The following is a 14743-nucleotide window of genomic DNA, read 5'->3' as shown; positions in this document are numbered from 1 at the left end:
CCGTCAACCCTATGCGAGTCGCGGAAGAGGGGGGATAGCCCTACCTCCGCAACGGGCTGGCACCCTTTTGCCGGGAGGCCGCGCGGGCGAAGCTGGGATGATGGTCCGGAGTGTGGGCAGGTACGACGTGCGGGGCGGCAGGTGGCTGCCCGGCTGGCTGCGCGTGCCCGGCCGCGGTGCAGCGGAGTACCGGTACGAACTCGAACGCGCGCTCAACGACGGTCCCGCGGAGGGCCTGTCGGCACTGGCGGTCGAGCTGGACCTGTTCTCGGCCGTGGTGGGGGATCTGCGGCTGGCCTCCCGGGTGGAGGTGCTGCGCGAGTCCGTGTGCGTGCTCATCGAGAACCTGCGCCAGCTGGGCGGGATGATCCACCCGCCGGTGCTCGCCGAGGGCTTGGAACCGACCTGCGTGTCCGTCGCCGAGCGCTACGACCTGCTGCTGGGGCTGGATCTGCCGGAGCACGAGCTGGGGCCGCAGGCGAGAGTGCGGACCGGTCTCCTGGTCGCCGACCACCTGCGTACGCTGGAGCCCGGTACGTCCGTGCGGGTGCGAGTGCGAGGCAGGAGGGTCGTGCGCGTGCGCATTACGGAGCGACGACCGGGTTCGTCGGTGCGGCGGAACCTGCGGGCGGTGCTGCTGTGCGGGTAGCCATCGCCGAGGACGGCGCGCTGTTCCGGGAAGGGCTGGTCCTGCTGCTGCAGGCCGCCGGTCACGAGGTCGTGGGCTGCGTCGGCGACGGCGACTCGCTGCTGGGGGTGGTGGCCACCGAGCAGGTGGACGTGGCGGTCCTGGACATCCGGATGCCACCGGAACCCGACGGCGGTCTGACCACCGCGGAGAAGATCCGCGCGCGGCACCCCGAGATCGGGCTGCTGCTGCTGTCGCACTACGCCGAGACGCACTACCTGATGCGCGTGCTGGAGATCGGCGCCGAGCGCATCGGCTACCGGCTCAAGGAGCGCGTCGCGGGCGTGCAGGTGCTCGCCGACACGCTGGACCGGATCTCCGCCGGTGAGATCGTGATCGAGCCGACGCTGGCGAAGCGCCTGGTCGAAGCCCCGTCCAAGCGGGCCGACAGCCCCATCTCGACGCTGACCGAGCGGGAGCTGGACGTGCTGCGGCTGATGGCCGAGGGGCACGCCAACAACGCCATCGCCAAGGAGCTCTACGTCTCCCCGAAGGTGGTGGAGAAGCACACCGCCTCGATCTTCACCAAGCTCGGCCTCCCGCGGGACCAGGCGATGCACCACCGCCGGGTGCTGGCGGTGCTCGCCTACTTGAGATCAAGCCGCATCGAGAGCTAGGCCGCATGCGAAAGAACCGGCGTCCGCACGAACTCGTGGCCTCCGCGCCGCCCGACCGGGTGGTGGCCGCGCTGGTGGACCAGTTGGCCGACGCCGTGGGTGGGCAGGCGGCCTACTGCGTTCCTGCCACCGATCGGCCGGAGCAGCTCGACGTCGTCGCCTCCTCCGCAGATTCCGTCCACTGTGGAGGCGATTCGTTCCGGGAACCGGTGCGCGGTGGCGGGGTCCTGCTGTTCTCGGGCGCGAAGCGCTGGGGCGAGAAGGAGCTCAAGGCGCTGCGGGACACCGCGGGGTGGCTGGCCGTCACGGCCGATGTGGACCGGATGCGCGCGGACCGGGAGCGGGCCGAGGAGCGCTGCCGCTCGTTGCGCTCCGAGGTGACCGCCGCTCGGGAGCGGCTCGCGCACGTGCGCGACCTGGAGCGACGTCGGCTCGTCCGCGCGATCACCACCTCGACGCTGCGCGATCTCGACGAATTGCGCCGCAGGTTGCGCGGTTTCGGCGAGCAGCTCGCCGAAGGCGGTGAGACGGCCAGGATCGCCGAGCTGGGCTCCGCCGTGGACGACATGCTCGACACCTTCCGGACCGTCGTGCGCGGCGTGTACCCGGCGATGCTGCCGGACAAGGGGCCTCGGGCGGCGCTGGAGGAGTTGGCGGCGACCCTGCCGCACCCGGTGCGCTTCTCCGGTGATCTGGGCAGGCGCGTCGGCTGGCAGATCGAGTCCGGCTTCTACCACGCGGTCGCGGCGGTGCTGAACCTGCTGGCGGGGGAGGGCATCAACCGCGACGATCCCGCCGTGGAGGTGGAGTTCGGGCGCGACGAGGAGCTCCGCGCGCGGCTGCGGACCTCGGTCGGGGACCTGTCGGCGGGCGACCTGCGCGCCGCGCTGCACCAGGACGCCGAGCGGATCGCGGTGCTGGGCGGTGCGATGGAGTGCGCCGTGAGCGGCGGCGCGGCGGCGGTGTCGGTGCGGCTGGCCGACCGCACGACCAGCGCGACGACCTCGCAGGGCGAGGGCAGCGCGCTGTTCCAGCGGGTCACCGACCTGGTGCGGCAGGGCCAGGAGGCCGCCGGAGCGGGCCCGGCCCGCGCCCGGTGGGACGCCATCGCCGCGCGACTGGTGCAGCCGCCGCGCCTGGCGGTGGTCGCCGACGCCGACGGCCCGGACTCCGCCGAGGTGGACAGCGCGTCGCTGCTCGGGGTGACGGTCGTGTTCGCCGAGGGCCCGGCAGACCAGCAGCTGGCGGCGGAGTTGCTGGCCGACGACGGCCCGCGCGGTTCGGTCGACGCGGTGCTGTGCCGGGTGCCGCCCACCTCGGAATTCCGGGCGGCGCTGCGCCGGGCGCCGCAGCGCGTCGAGCTCTCCGAGGTGGCGTCGGTGGACCAGACGGCCCGTCGGCTGATCACCTGGGCGCCGGTGATCGCGGCGCGGCGGGCGATCGTCTCCGCGCGCGCGTTGCTGCCCGGGCTGCCCGCTGACCACCCGCTGCGCTGGTCGGTGGACCGGATCGCCGCGGAGTCCCACGAGATCACCGAACTCGACCTGCTCGACGAACTGCTGGGCGGTGAGACGCGCCTGCTGCGCGGGGTCGCCGAGGAGGCCGCCCGGCTGCTCGGTGCGGAAGGCGCGGATCCGCGCTCGCGCCTCGGTCTGGAGCCGGAGGCCAACGACGAGCAGGTGCGCGTCGCCGCGCAGCGGGCCGCGAACCGGTGGCGCGCGCACGCGGTCCGCCCGATCACCGGCGGCCGGGACGCCTCGGTCTGCGACGTGCTGGTGCGCACGGCCGAAGGGCTGCTCAGCTCCTGAAGCCGCAGGTTCCGCTCACCTCAAGGGGTCTCAGCGCGGGACGAAACCCGTGATGGTGGTTCCTCGACCCGGCGCTGAGCGCACGTCGATGGTTCCGCCGACCGTGGCCATTCGGGCGGAGAGGTTCGGCAGGCCGGAATTGCGGGCGGTGAGGTCGAATCCGGGGCCGTCGTCGGAGACGACGAACTCCAGGCCGGACGCGGTGTCGCGGACGACGACCGAGGTGGACGCGCCGGGAGCGTGCTTGTGGGCGTTGTTCACCGCTTCCAGGCACGCGAAGTACACGGTGGACTCCACCAGCGGCGGGTAGCGGCGGTGAAATCCCGCGGTGTCCAGGGTGACGTCGGAGTGCGCGGCGAGTTCAGCGGCCAGCGCGCCGGCGAGACCGTCGGTGGACAGCGGGATCGGCAGGATCCCGGCGGCGGTGTCGGTCAACGCCTTCTCCGCGGCGTCCAGTTTGGACTCCAGGGAGGCGAGCCGTTCCGGGGTCGCTCCGGTGTGCTCGACCAGCGCCATCGCCATCTTCAGCGCGACCAGGTGGTGCTGCGCGCCGTCGTGCAGGTCGCGTTCCAGGCCGCGCCGTTCCTGCTCCATCTCGACGGTGGTGCGCCACCGGTCGTCGACGAGTTCGCGGGCCGCGGCGTCGCCGTCGCGACGCAGCCGGTCGGTCTCGGCGGCCAGCCGCATCGCCGCCAGCGGTGGGCCGAGCACGGCCGCCAGGGTGTCCACGGGTCCGGCCGACTCCGGGGCGACGGCGAGCAGCGCTTGCTCCTCGCCGTCGTGCTCGACGGGCTGGATGAGCCACTTCTCGGCGCCGTGGCCCCACTGGTAGCGCTCGCCGACGATGGTGAACGCGCAGCCGGTCGCCCCGAGTGCGGTACCGATGACCTGCGCCAACGATTGCGCGTCGGGGGCGCGGTCGAGGCCGGCGAGGTGGTCGGTGACCGCCTCGCCGGCTCGCTTCTCCTGCGCACGCATCCCTCGAACCGTAGCCGCCCGGCCCGGGGCGGTGCGTCGCGGCTGCTCAGAAGTGGTGCGCAATATCCGCGATGAATTTTGTCGAAAGGATTGTGAACAATCCTGTCCATCGTTTAGGTTCGCTAGCGAGCTGAACGGTCACCTGATGGAGGACAGCCCATGCCCGTCGACGCCGCGCACCGCCGCGGTTCGCAGACCGCGATCCCGTGCCTGCTCATGAGGGGTGGCACCTCGCGCGGACCGTTCTTCGACGAGCGCGCGCTGCCCGAGGACGTCGCGGCCCGCGACGCCGTGCTGCTGGCCGCCCTCGGTTCGCCCGACGAGCGCCAGATCGACGGCATCGGCGGAGCCCACCCGCTGACCAGCAAGGTCGGTGTCGTCGCCCCCTCCGCGCGGTCCGATGTGGACATCGAGTGGACGTTCGGGCAGGTCCAGCCCGCCGGCAGTTCCGTCGACGTCACCGCCAACTGCGGCAACATGCTCGCCGCGGTGCTGCCGTTCGCCGTCGAGACCGGCATGATCGAGCCCGCCGGCGACCGCACCACCGCCCGCGTGCTCACCCGCAACACCGGCATGATCGCCGAGATCACCGTGCAAACCCCGCGCGGGACCGATGGGCAGCGGCACGTCGAATACGCAGGTCAGGCTCATATCGACGGCGTTCCGGGAGGTTCCGCGCCGATCGAGATCGGGTTCCTCGACACCGCGGGCTCGGTGGCGGGCTCGCTGCTGCCCACCGGCAACGTGCGCGACACCGTCGAGGTCCCCGGGGTCGGGCAGGTCGAGGTGACGCTGATCGACAACGGCCAGCCGCTGGTCGTCGTCGAAGGCGCCCGGTTCGGCGCCACCGGCTACGAGACGCCCGCCGAGATCGACGCCGACGAGCGGCTCAAGGCCGAGGTCGAGGCGCTGCGGCTGGTCTGCGGCCACGCGATGGGCCTCGGCGACGTCACCGGCAAGAACTACCCGAAGATGACGCTGGTCGCCCCGCCCGCGCACGACGGCAGCGTGTCCACCCGCAGCCTGATCCCGCACGTCGCGCACCAGTCCATCGGGGTGCTCGCCGCCGTCACCGCAGCCACCGCCTGCGTGCTGGAGGGCAGCGTCGCCGCCCGCGTCGCCGAGGGGATCACCGGCACCGAACCGACGGTGTCCGTGGAACACCCCTCCGGCGAGTTCAGCGTGACCCTCGGCCTCGACCCCGCCGACCCGCAGAAGGTCGTGCGCTCGGCCCTGCTGCGCACCGCGCGGCTGCTGATGTCCGGCGACGTGCTCGTCCCGTCGTCGAAGTTCGAGAAGGAGCGCTCCGCGTGATCATCGACGTCCACGGCCACTACACCACCGCCCCCGCCCCGCTCGGCAGCTGGCGCGACGCCCAGGTCGCCGGGCTCACCGACCCGGCGCAGCGTCCCGACCCGGCGGGACCGGTCATCAGCGACGACGAGATCCGCGAGTCGCTGGAGACCCAGCAGCTCAAGCAGATGGACGAGCGCGGCATCGACGTCACCGTGTTCTCGCCGCGCGCGTCGTTCATGGCGCACCACATCGGCGACTTCGAGACCTCCTCGACGTGGGCGCGGATCTGCAACGACCTGTGCCACCGGGTCGCCGAGCTCTACCCGAGGCGCTTCGCCTTCGGCGCGATGCTCCCGCAGTCGCCCGGCGTCGACCCGGCCACCGTGATCCCCGAGCTGGAGCGGGTCGCGGAGCTGGGCGCGGTCGCGGTCAACATCAACCCCGACCCCTCCGGCGGCCACTGGAGCTCGCCGCCGCTGACCGACCGGCACTGGTACCCGGTGTGGGAGAAGCTGGTCGAGCTGGACCTGCCCGCGATGGTGCACGTCTCGACCAGCTGCAACCCGGCCTTCCACACCACCGGCGCGCACTACCTCAACGCCGACACCACCGCGTTCATGCAGCTGCTGCAGGGCGAGCTGTTCACCGAATTCCCCGGGCTGCGGCTGGTGATCCCGCACGGTGGCGGCGCGGTTCCGTACCACTGGGGGCGTTTTCGCGGTCTCGCGCAGGCGCTGGGCAAGCCCGAACCCGAAGAAGCGCTGCTGGGCAACGTCTTCTTCGACACCTGCGTCTACCACCAGCCCGGCATCGACCTGCTGCTGGACGTCATCCCGCACTCGTCGGTGCTGTTCGCCTCCGAGATGATCGGCGCCGTCCGCGGCGTCGACCCGCGCACCGGCCATCACTTCGACGACACCCGCCGCTACGTCGAGAAGGCTGGGCTGTCCGCCGAGGACCTCGCCGCGATCGAAGAGGGCAACGCCCGCCGCGCCTACCCGCGCCTGGACGCCCGCCTGTCCGCCCAGGGCCGCTGAACCCGCCACCACGAAGGAGTCCGCACCGTGCAAGAACTCGGAGTCGTCCACCGCACCGTCGAGCGCGCCGATCGCGAGGCCGTCGAAGCCCTGTCGCGGTTCGGCGTGGCCACCGTGCACGAGGCCCTGGGGCGGGTCGGACTGATGCGCCCCTACATCCGGCCGGTCTACCAGGGCGCGAAGCTCTGCGGCACGGCCGTGACCGCCCTGCTGCAGCCGGGTGACAACTGGATGCTGCACGTGGCCGCCGAACAGGTGCAGGAGGGCGACGTGGTGGTGGCCGGCTGCACCACCGAGTGCGAGGACGGGTTCTTCGGCGAACTGCTCGCGACCTCGCTGCGCGCCCGGGGAGCCCGGGGGCTGATCATCGACGGCGGCTGCCGCGACGTGGACGACCTGCGGGACATGGACTTCCCGGTGTTCTCCCGCGCGATCAACGCCAAGGGCACCGTCAAGGCCACCCTCGGCTCGGTCAACGTGCCGGTCGTGGTGGCCAACGCGCAGGTCAACCCGGGTGACGTCATCGTCGCCGACTCCGACGGCGTGGTGGTGGTCCCGGCCGCGAAGGCCGCCGAGGTCGCCGCCGCGGCGGCCGCGCGGGAGGCCAACGAGGCGGGCAAGCGCGAGCAGTTCCAGCAGGGCGTGCTCGGCCTGGACCTCTACGGGATGCGCCCCGAGCTCGCCGACCGGGGACTGACCTATGTCGACTGAGGTCACGCCCGGCTGGCTGCCGTGGCACCCCGATCCGAGCGAGCCGACCTTCACCGCGCCCGACGGCGCCGTGGACGCGCACTGCCACGTCTTCGGCCCTGCCGCGCAGTTCCCGTTCGCCCCGGAGCGCAAGTACACGCCGGTGGACGCGGGCAAGGACCAGCTGTTCGCGCTGCGCGAACACCTGGGGCTATCCCGCAACGTCATCGTGCAGGCCACCTGCCACGGCAGCGACAACAGCGCCCTGGTCGACGCCCTGCGCGCTTCGGGCGGGCGGGCTCGCGGAGTGGCCACGGTGGACGCCGGTGTGACGCGGGAGGAGCTGGAACGCCTGCACGAAGCCGGTGTCCGGGGCGTGCGGTTCAACTTCGTCAAGCGGCTCGTCGACGCCGCGCCGACCGAGGCGCTGGAGGCCATCGCCGTCAAGATCGCCCCGCTGGGCTGGCACGTGGTCCTGTACTTCGAAGCCCCGGACCTGCCCGAACTGGCGGACTTCTTCCTGTCGCTGCCGGTCCCGCTGGTGATCGACCACATGGGACGACCCGACGTCACCAAGGACCCGGACGGGCCTGAGTTCGCCGGATTCCTCGACTTCGCCGCCCGCAGCGGCGCGTGGGTCAAGGTCTCCTGCCCCGAGCGCCTGACCAAGACCGGGCCGCGCGCCCTGGACGGCGAGCAGCACGCCTACACCGACGTCGTGCCCTTCGCCCGCGAGGTCGTCGAGACCTTCCCCGACCGAGTCCTGTGGGGAACCGACTGGCCGCACCCCAACCTCACCGACCACATGCCCGACGACGGCCTGCTGCTCGACCACGTCCAGCACATCGCCGTCACCGCCGAACACCAGCACGCCCTGCTCGTGGACAACCCGATGCGCCTGTACTGGCCAGAAGAGTGACTGTGGAGGCATTTTCGGGTCTGAGTGCAAGCGGCGTAGCTGCGAGCAGTGCAGACCACCCCCGCAGCTGGCACCGCCGCGGGTTCTGACACGTCTTCTGGGGAGTACGCCGCGACGCCGATGTCCACCCCTGGGGTAAGCGGCATGCATAAGTCGTGGCGCACGGAGTCCAGAAGGCGTGTCAGGTTCCGCTACCCGCACCGCCAAGCAAATCAGCCAATAAAAGCGTTCAGGGCAATGGCGCCCACCTCTAGGAGATCGCAGTGCCGCACTCCGTCACCAACTCGGCGAACCGGCTCGACCGGTTGCCGATCTCGAAGTTCCACAAGACCACGATCGCCGCGCTGGCGTTCGCCTACTTCTTCGAGTTCGCCGACATCAACACCTTCGCGATCACCGCGCCCAAGGTGCGCGTGCAGTGGGGGTCGGACGTCAGCCACATCGCCTACGTGACCTCGCTGTCGTTCGTGGGCATGTTCATCGGCTCGGTCGTGGCGGGCGGACTGGCCGACCGGCTCGGCCGGAAGCGGACCCTGACGCTGACCACGGTGTGGTTCTCGGTGTGGTCGCTGGCCACCGTGTTCGCGTGGGACATGCTGTCGATGGGCGTGTTCCGCGTGCTGACCAGCGCTGGTCTGTCGGCGATGACCGTGGTCGCGGTGGTCTACCTCAACGAGCTCTTCCCGCGGGCCAAGCGCGGCAAGTTCCAGGCCTACGTCATCATGATCGGCATCTGCGGCACGCCCGCGACCAACCTCATCGCCTCGCTCGTGGTGCCGCTCGGCGAGCAGACCTGGCGCCTGGTCTACCTGTGGGGTGCGCTCGGCGCGCTTTTCCTGGTGTTCCTGCGCGGGCTCGTCGAATCCCCGCAGTGGCTGGAATCCCGCGGTCGCCACGACGAAGCCGAAGCCGTCCTGCGAGGTCTGGAGGCCGAGGCCGCCGCCGAGCACGGAGAGCTCCCGGCCGCCGAGCAACCGGTCCAGGCCGAACCGGCGGCCAAGCCCGGTCTGGGTCTGCTCAAGGACAAGCGGTTCCTGTTCCCGACGATCCTGCTGTCGGTGCTGTGGATCACACAGACCATCGGCTTCTTCGGGTTCTCCTCCTGGGCTCCCACCCTGCTGGCCGCCGAGGGCGTCAGCGTCGAGGACTCCATCTTCTTCGTCGCCCTGACCACCGTCGGCGCACCGCTGGGCTCGTTCCTGGCCGCGCAGGTCACCGACCGGTTCGAGCGCAAGTGGTGCCTGGTCGTGTTCGGCCTGGTCATCGCCGGTTCCGGCCTGCTGTACGGGTTGACGTTCGTCCCGGTCCTGGTGGTGGTCTTCGGTTTCCTGGTCAACCTGTTCGAGCGCGGTTACACGGCACTGGCCTACGCCTACTCGCCCGAGCTCTACGACACCAACGGCCGCTCGCTGGGCACCTCGATCTCCTACGGCGTGGGGCGGCTGTCCAACGCCGTCGGCCCGCTGATCATCGCCGGGCTCTACAGCGGCTACGGCTACATGACCGTCTTCTACTTCATCGCGGGCACCTGGATCGTGGGCGCGCTGGCGCTGGCGCTGTTCGGCCCGGCCACCCGCAAGCTCCGGTTGCAGGCGCAGACCGCCGAAACCGTCTGAGGAGTTCGCCATGACGCTTCCCGAGAACCTGAGCAGCCTCAGGCGCATGGTCGCCGACCAGCCCACGCGCCCGCCGCTCGGCGACATCGCCCACCTCGGGCACGCGCAGCTGTTCACGCCGTGCCCGCAGGACACCGTCGCGTTCTTCACCGACTTCCTCGGCCTGACCGTCGTCGAGCGCGACGGCGCGAACACCTACCTGCGGACCTGGGACGACTACGAGCACCACAGCCTCGTCGTCACCGGCCACGACCGGGCCGGCATCGGCCGCACCGCCCTGCGCTGCGCCTCCGCCGAAGCCCTCGAACGCCGCAAGGCCGCGGTGGAGGCGACCGGGGCGAGCGGCGAGTGGGTCCGCGACGAGCCCGGCATCGGACCGCTGTGGGTCACCACCGATCCCGACGGCCACGAGATCGCGCTCTACCACGAAACGTCCTGGTACGAAGCGCCTTCCGAGCTCGCTCCGGCGTTGAAGAACCAGCCGCAGGCCAAACCCGGGCACGGCGTCGGCGTCCGCAGGCTCGACCACATCAACTACCTGGCCGCCGACGTCGAGGAGTCCAGCGGTTTCCTCATCGACGTGCTCGGAGCCCGGCCCACCGAGCAGATCCGGCTGGACAGCGGCCGGATCGCCGGCCGGTGGCAGACCTTCACGCAGAAGTCCTACGACCTCGTCCACACCGAGGACTGGACCGGCTCCAGCGGTCGGCTGCACCACCTGGCGTTCGCCACCGACACCCGCGAGGACGTCTTGCGCGCCGCCGACCTCGCCATCGACACCGGTGTTTTCATCGAGACCGGACCGCACAAGCACGCCATCCAGCAGACGTTCTTCCTCTACGTCTACGAGCCCAGCGGCAACCGCATCGAGCTGTGCAACCCGCTGACCCGCCTGGTGCTCGCCCCGGACTGGCCGCTGATCACCTGGACCGAGCAGGAGCGCAAGAAGGGCCAGGCCTGGGGCCTGAAGACCATCGAGTCCTTCCACACCCACGGCACCCCACCGGTCGACTGACGAGGGAACACCGATGTCGCCGGTCGCCTCGCCGACGCCGCGGGACCGCGCCGCGTCGTGGTGACCTGGTCCCTGACCACCCCGACAACGGCACGCGCCCCAGGGGCGAACACCGCAGTTCTCGCCCTGGGGTGGTCAGGGGAGGAGCTTGGGGGCGAGCCAGGTTTGGAAGCGGTTGGTGAGGGTGACGGGATCTGCCAGGAGTTTGGGGGTGTTGGGTGCGTTGCCCGGCTCGATGCGGACGTGCAACAACGTCGGCCCTGGGGTGCGCACGAGCCGGGTGAACTCCTCGCGCAGGGTCTCGGGGTCGTCGGCGCGGCAGACGGTCCAGCCGGCGGCCTCGGTGATGGCGCCGAGGTCGATGCGGTCGGCGTAGGTGGGCAGCCCGGCGGTGGAGCCGTAGACGCGGTTGTCCAGCAGCACCAGCATCAGCGCGCGCGGGCTCGTGTACCCGCCGGTGGGCAGGACGTTGGGGTTCATCAGCAGCGATCCATCGCCTTCGACGCCGATGACCTTCTCGATCGGGGAGTCCTCGACGGCCATCGCCAGCCCGGTGGTCACCGACCCGGCCAGGCCCATCGAGTCCAGCAGGTACAGGTGGTTGTCGCGGTCGGCGATCGAGGCGAGCTCGCGGCTGGTCGCCGCGCAGGTCACCACGACGGGACGGTTCTCGGTGAGGTCGACGAGCTGGTGCAGGGCTTCGAGGCGGCGCATCAGGCGACCTTCCCGTCGGTGTTCCAGAACGAGGCGAGGACGACGACGGGCCGGTAGGTCATCCGCGCGTGCACCCCGGCTTCGGTGGTGGCGTCCCGCCAGTCCTGCGGGGACGAGCGGCGGTCGAGCTCGAACACCGGGAGGCCGACGGTGCGCAGCAGGGCGGGGGCGTGCTGGCTGATCGAGTGGATCATGGAGTTGTACTCGCCGAGCCCGCCGCGCGTGTTGGCGAAGATCAGCAGCGGCAGGTGGTAGGAGATCGAGAAGGTGGTCAGCGCGGTCAGCGCGTTGCCGAAACCGTTGTCCTGCATGACGACCGCCCCGAACCGCCCGGCCAGCGGCAGCGCACCGATGACGCCGATCGCCTCCTCCTCCCGGGAAAGCGGTGTGACGCGCGGCGAAACACCGTCCGCGCCACCGTCGCTGCTCACCAGCGCCGAGACGACCGGGGCGACGGTCACCGACGGGATGTAGCCGACCCGCTCGGCCCCGGAGTCCCAGATGCCGCCCGCAGCGGCCTCCGCATAACCCGAAGAACGCACAACCCCACCCTTCGTCGAGGATCCACGGGCCACGCTGCCACCCCGAACCCCGCCGCAGAAGCCCCCGGCGAGCCCGGTCAAGCCGCACCTCCGCCCGCCACCCGGGCCAGCCGATCTCCCCCGAGCGCTCCGGTAATCGGCCCGTTTGCCGGATCGCTCGATGCTGCGCGCCGGGAGATGATAACCACCTAAACTGTCATGACGGTTACTGCGAGGGGGCGTGATGGGGGAGCGGGTTGCCGACGGTGATCGGAGCGGGCGCAACACCGTCGTGCTGGTGGTGTTCACCGCGATCACCAACCTGGCCGACGGCGTGCGTGAGCGCTAGCACGGTGTAGGGCTGCACTACCTGTGGCGGCATCGCCTGCTGCGCTTGATGGCGCTGGTGCTGACCGTGCTGTGCTCCTGCTGGGGCGCGTGGCTCGCGCTGATGCCGCTCATGGCACGACCGCGAACCTCATCGGCACCTTCGCGATGGTCATCGCGCCGGTGCTGACCGAGCCGCTCTCGTCGTCTTCGCCGTGGCCGTCCTGGCCACCGTCCCGCCGTTCTTGCGGGTGATGACTCCGCAGGTCGTGGCGGGTTTCGAGACCGGTCCGGACGGGGATCGTCCGATGGATCGAGCCAAAGATACTGCTGGATGTTAAAAAGCGGACGGTCGAGTGTCGAAGTAATGGTCCGCCAAGGGTTTTGGATGATCAAGTTCTGGACATCGTCCGGTTCGCGTGCCACAGTCCTCGCCATGCTCGTACCGACCGGATGGTCTGTAGTCGTGGGTTGATGCCGCATGCCGTCGTGGTCGGCGAGAAGTCGGATCAACGGAGGGGTTTCGATGGCAAGACGAACCACGGCGATCCTGCTGGCCTGCGCGTTAGCGGGCGCGACGGGGCTGACCGCGCACGCCGCGCCCGCCCCCGAGGGCGACTACATCGTGGTGCTCAAGGACAGCACCGACGCGAAGTTCAAGGCGGACAAGCACTCCCAGGACAACGGCGCCCGAGTCGGGCACCTCTACCAGTCGGCGCTGAAGGGCTACTCGGGCCGGATGAGCGAGCAGGCCCGCGACCGGATCGCGGCGGATCCCGACGTGGTCCGCGTGGAGCCGGTCCGCCAGGTGCGCAGCACAGCGCAGTCGCTGCCCACCGGCGTCGACCGCGCCAACGCCGACGCGAGCCCGACCGCCGGGATCGACGGCACCGACCAGCGCACCGACGTCGACGTCGCGGTCATCGACACCGGCGTCGACAGCGACCACCCCGACCTCAACGTGGTGGGCGGCAAGAACTGCACGCTGCCGGTCCTCCCGCCGGAGGACGGGCACGGTCACGGCACCCACGTCGCCGGCACGGTCGGTGCGCTCGACAACGGTGCCGGCGTCGTCGGCGTCGCCCCGGGCGCGCGGATCTGGCCGGTCAAGGTCCTCAACGACGCCGGCGTCGGCACCACGGCCGACGTCGTCTGCGGCATCGACTACGTCGCGGCCAACTCCGGGCAGATCGACGTGGCCAACATGAGCCTCGGCGGTGCCGGGACCGACGACGGCCAGTGCGGTCGCAGGAGCGGCGATTCCGAGCACGAGGCCATCTGCCGCGCGGTGTCGGCGGGGGTGACCTTCGCGGTCGCCGCGGGCAACGACGCCGCCGACGCCAAGGACAGCACCCCGGCGGCCTACGACGAGGTCATCACGGTCAGCGCGCTGGCCGACTTCAACGGGCAGCCGGGCGGCGGTGCTCCGGCGACCTGCCGGGACGACGAGGACGACACCTTCGCCGACTTCTCCAACTTCGGCACCGACGTCGACCTGATCGCACCCGGCGTCTGCATCAACTCCACCTGGCCCAACGGCAGCTACAACACGATCTCCGGCACCTCGATGGCCACCCCGCACGTGGCGGGCGCGGCCGCCCTCCACAAGGCGACCAACCCAGCGGCCACTCCGGAGCAGGTCAAGAACGCCCTGCGGAGCGCCGGCACGACCGACTGGACCTGGCCGTCCCAAGACCCCGACGGAACCCAGGAACCCCTCCTCGACGTCACCGGCTTCTAGAGCCGAACCACCCCCAGGGGCGAGAACTGCGGTATTCGCACTGCCGAATACCGCAGTTCTCTCCCCCACGACCGGGGTGGAGGACTTCTCGGGACACACCCGCGGCGGTGTTCGGTCAGTGTTCGGTGGGCTCGTACGGTGGTGTTCGTGGTGCGGTTGGTGCATGTGAACGGGCCTCCTGGGATCGGGAAGTCGACGTTGGCCCGGCGGTACGTGGATGAGCACGTGGGCGTGCTGAACTTGGACATCGACCTGCTGCGCGGGTTGATCGGCGGGTGGCGGGAGCGGTTCGCCGAGGTCGGGGAGATCGTGCGGCCGCTGGCGCTGGGGATGGCCGCCGAGCACCTGCGCGGTGGCCGGGACGTGGTCCTGCCGCAATACCTGGCCCGGTCGGCGGAGATCGAGCGGTTCGAGGCCGTGGCGCAGGAGAACGGGGCCGAGTTCGTCGAGGTCATGCTGCTCGACACCCGGCAGAGGTCGGTGGAGCGCTTCGCCCGGCGAGGCGGTGACGGTGACCCGGTCTGGCACGCGCAGGTCAAGGAGATCGTGCGGCGGGAAGGCGGGGAGGACTTCCTGGCCGGGGCCTACGACCAGCTCACCGAGATCATCCGGCACAGGCCCGCGATCACCGTTCTGACCAGCGAAGAAGGGGCCGTCGAGCGGACTTTCGGCGAGCTCGTCTCGCTCCTGCGGAGTTGAACGCCGTTGCGGGGGCGGGCCCCCCGGGGGCCGCGGCCCCCCCGGGGGCCCCCACGCCAGGGGCGGGGGGCTGGGTG

14 protein-coding genes are annotated in these 14743 nt (G+C 70.9%); 11 read left to right on the top strand and 3 right to left on the bottom strand.

Translation table 11 applies throughout. From position 1 onward, the window contains the following. Positions 1-100: 100 nt before the first annotated feature. From R4I43_RS10040 to R4I43_RS10030, 3 genes are read left to right on the top strand one after another with little or no spacing between them, the layout of a single operon-like run. Positions 101-649 carry a hypothetical protein gene (locus tag R4I43_RS10040; protein ID WP_324265296.1) on the top strand — a complete coding sequence of 183 codons (549 nt, stop codon included), beginning with the start codon at positions 101-103 and terminating at the stop codon, positions 647-649. Continuing rightward, positions 640-1305, top strand: coding sequence for a response regulator transcription factor (locus R4I43_RS10035; RefSeq protein ID WP_324265295.1), 666 nt, complete (start codon positions 640-642; stop codon positions 1303-1305). Before R4I43_RS10040 ends, R4I43_RS10035 begins: the two co-directional genes overlap by 10 nt. A 5-nt stretch (positions 1306-1310) precedes the next feature. Beyond that, on the top strand, positions 1311-3113 hold the full coding sequence (locus R4I43_RS10030) for a hypothetical protein (RefSeq protein WP_324265294.1): 1803 nt from the start codon (positions 1311-1313) through the stop codon (positions 3111-3113). Between the two features lie 30 nt (positions 3114-3143). On the opposite strand, the gene R4I43_RS10025 is transcribed toward R4I43_RS10030, so the two are convergent. Further along, positions 3144-4091 carry a sensor histidine kinase gene (locus R4I43_RS10025; RefSeq protein WP_324265293.1) on the bottom strand — a complete coding sequence of 316 codons (948 nt, stop codon included), beginning with the start codon at positions 4089-4091 and terminating at the stop codon, positions 3144-3146. Positions 4092-4250: 159 nt separating this feature from the next. Here R4I43_RS10025 and R4I43_RS10020 point away from each other — a divergent pair, with 159 nt between their 5' ends. The 6 genes from R4I43_RS10020 to R4I43_RS09995 all read left to right on the top strand — a co-directional run bounded on the left by R4I43_RS10020 (position 4251) and on the right by R4I43_RS09995 (position 10664). Beyond that, entirely contained in the window at positions 4251-5405 is a 1155-nt protein-coding gene (locus tag R4I43_RS10020) for a 4-oxalomesaconate tautomerase (RefSeq protein ID WP_324265292.1), read from the top strand. Continuing rightward, entirely contained in the window at positions 5402-6424 is a 1023-nt protein-coding gene (locus R4I43_RS10015; protein ID WP_324265291.1) for an amidohydrolase family protein, read from the top strand. The genes R4I43_RS10020 and R4I43_RS10015 overlap by 4 nt, the downstream gene beginning before the upstream one ends. Positions 6425-6451: 27 nt before the next feature. After that, entirely contained in the window at positions 6452-7135 is a 684-nt protein-coding gene (gene ligK / locus R4I43_RS10010) for a 4-carboxy-4-hydroxy-2-oxoadipate aldolase/oxaloacetate decarboxylase (protein ID WP_324265290.1), read from the top strand. Beyond that, positions 7125-8033 carry an amidohydrolase family protein gene (locus R4I43_RS10005; protein ID WP_324265289.1) on the top strand — a complete coding sequence of 303 codons (909 nt, stop codon included), beginning with the start codon at positions 7125-7127 and terminating at the stop codon, positions 8031-8033. Before ligK ends, R4I43_RS10005 begins: the two co-directional genes overlap by 11 nt. Before the next feature lie 263 nt (positions 8034-8296). Next, complete coding sequence (locus R4I43_RS10000) at positions 8297-9649, top strand: MFS transporter (protein WP_324265288.1); 1353 nt, start codon at positions 8297-8299, stop codon at positions 9647-9649. A 10-nt stretch (positions 9650-9659) separates the two neighbouring features. After that, a complete protein-coding gene (locus R4I43_RS09995; protein ID WP_324265287.1) occupies positions 9660-10664 on the top strand; it encodes a VOC family protein in 1005 nt (334 codons plus the stop codon). Positions 10665-10799: 135 nt separating this feature from the next. On the opposite strand, the gene R4I43_RS09990 is transcribed toward R4I43_RS09995, so the two are convergent. Beyond that, positions 10800-11378, bottom strand: a complete 579-nt coding sequence (locus R4I43_RS09990) for a thiamine pyrophosphate-dependent enzyme (RefSeq protein ID WP_324265286.1) — start codon at positions 11376-11378, stop codon at positions 10800-10802. Further along, the gene (locus R4I43_RS09985) at positions 11378-11920 is read right to left on the bottom strand and encodes a thiamine pyrophosphate-binding protein (protein ID WP_324265285.1); all 543 of its coding nucleotides are present in this window, start codon (positions 11918-11920) and stop codon (positions 11378-11380) included. Before R4I43_RS09985 ends, R4I43_RS09990 begins: the two co-directional genes overlap by 1 nt. 832 nt (positions 11921-12752) lie before the next feature. Here R4I43_RS09985 and R4I43_RS09980 point away from each other — a divergent pair. Together R4I43_RS09980 and R4I43_RS09975 are read left to right on the top strand one after the other, a co-directional pair. Next, positions 12753-13967, top strand: coding sequence for a S8 family peptidase (locus R4I43_RS09980; RefSeq protein WP_324265284.1), 1215 nt, complete (start codon positions 12753-12755; stop codon positions 13965-13967). Positions 13968-14105: 138 nt separating this feature from the next. Further along, on the top strand, positions 14106-14666 hold the full coding sequence (locus tag R4I43_RS09975) for an AAA family ATPase (protein ID WP_324265283.1): 561 nt from the start codon (positions 14106-14108) through the stop codon (positions 14664-14666). The last annotated feature ends 77 nt before the right edge of the window (positions 14667-14743 follow it).

The sequence above is a fragment of the Saccharopolyspora mangrovi genome (genome assembly GCF_035320975.1).
GTDB classification, from domain to species: domain Bacteria; phylum Actinomycetota; class Actinomycetes; order Mycobacteriales; family Pseudonocardiaceae; genus Saccharopolyspora; species Saccharopolyspora mangrovi.
The sequence above is the reverse complement of the archived record's forward strand: the minus strand, read 5'-3'. Positions and strand labels throughout refer to the sequence as shown.